Raw genomic sequence first — 1,754 nt, 5'->3', positions numbered from 1 at the left:
CCCGGCGTGCCGTAGGCCTCGCTAATGTCACCGGGCACCCGCGTGTCATCTTCGGCTTCGTTGATCCCGTGTCCGGCGTCGGTGGCGCGGAGCGAGGTCGGGTGCCAGAGGTTGAAGTCCAGCGGCGAGAACGCCAATCCGATCGCGTTGGCGCCAAATCCATTGAGTCCGGAAACGTCCATGATGAAGCTACCGGCGACTCCGGATCCGACAGCGGCTTGCAAGCTGATGCTCGCAGCGGTCGAGGGCAAGTTCAACGAGTTGTCGATTTCCAACAGTGAAACATCGACGCCCGCGTACTGTCCGACGAAGTTCAACAGCACGCCGTTTCCTGGCGGATTCAAGACGCCGGCGGCCATGACGTCGGCCGGGTTGAAGGTCGGCAGTCCGATCAACGCGTCGCGGACGCTCAAGATGCCATCGGTTGCGGGAGCGATCGGCACATCGACATTGAGCCCCGCACGGGTCTCGACGATCGACGGCGCCGGTGCGTTGGTCGTCTGGACCGTCGTCACGACGATCGTCGGCGATGTGCCACCGGTCAGTGCATTGTTGAAAATGAACTGGGCGATATCGGTGCTCGCCAGTGCCCCGGTGAACTCGATATTGATCGTGCCGCCGGGAAGCGCGCCCGTCCCGGTCACGATAATGTTGCCGTTGAGTGCGGGAATGCCCGCTTCCAACGCCGCCTGAACGGCGGCCACGGGGGCATCCCAGGCGATCGGATCCGAGACGCCCGTGACGGGACCGGAGGCGAGCTCCAGCGTGAAGTTACCGCCGTTGGGTCCGCCGGTGACGTTGAACTGCTGAATTTCGTTTTGCAACAGGTTTTCCGTTGCCGCGGGCACCGTGATCAGCGGCACATTGCTGTCCTGCAGATCACCGGTGAATCGGATGCTCAGTGGCCCGACCGCCAGGGTCGCTCCGCTGACGATCACGTTGCCGGGACCGATCGTCGAAAGGTTCTCTAGCGCCGTTTGGACGTCACTTGCCGACGCATTCCAAGCCACCGGCACGGTCGTCGCGCCCAGGAAACGCATCGCAAAGTCGCCGTCGTTGACCCGGGGATCGAGCGAGATTTGTTGAATCTCGTCGCCGACCAATCCGGTATCGTCTGCGGTCAGCAGTGGCAGGTCTTTGGCCGCCAGTGCGCCGATGAACTCGACACTGACCGGGTTCGAAACCGCCAGACCGTTCAACGGGCCGCCGGTGACATCCACGTTCCCCAGCCCACCGACGAAGGGCAGTGCGGCAATTGCCGCGCGAATCTGGGGATTCGATGCGTTGTAGGGAAGCGCCACCGTGGTGTCGACGCGTGCCACGCCGGCCCCGAACGCGTGATTGGCCGGCGACGTTCCGTTGGCTCCGCGAATCACCGAGAATTGGGCGCCGAAATCACCGGGGTTGGGAACCACACTGGTGACTCGCAAGTCTTCGCCGCCGATTCGAATGTTGAATCCACCGAACGATGGGAAGGGTGTTGCATCGAGAACGGACAGGGTATCGGAAACGTTCAGCACTCCGCTGAAGTTCCTGTGGTGTGCGGCCGCCGTGCCGTTGTCACCCCGCTGGTCCACCGTCAACTCGTTGGTGATCGTGTTGACAGTGTTGACGCGCATCTCTTCGTCTTGGATGCGGATCGTAAACGGTGCCGCGGGAAACGCACTCGCATCGAGGACCGGAATCGTCAACGTCGTGTCGTTGATCGCCGACGAAAGGAAATCACCGCCCGGCAGCGACAGGGTGCTGGTGGT

Annotated in this window: 1 protein-coding gene; it reads right to left on the bottom strand. The window is 62.7% G+C overall.

Going from position 1 to position 1,754, the window contains the following annotated elements:
* The coding region (locus ABX749_RS31780; RefSeq protein WP_372899572.1) for a hypothetical protein at positions 1-1,754 on the bottom strand (1,754 nt) is incomplete at both ends.

It is taken from the genome of Stieleria sp., from assembly GCF_041595215.1.
GTDB classification, from domain to species: domain Bacteria; phylum Planctomycetota; class Planctomycetia; order Pirellulales; family Pirellulaceae; genus Stieleria; species Stieleria magnilauensis.
Note: the sequence above shows the minus strand (reverse complement) of the source record. Positions and strands in the feature narration are given on the sequence as shown.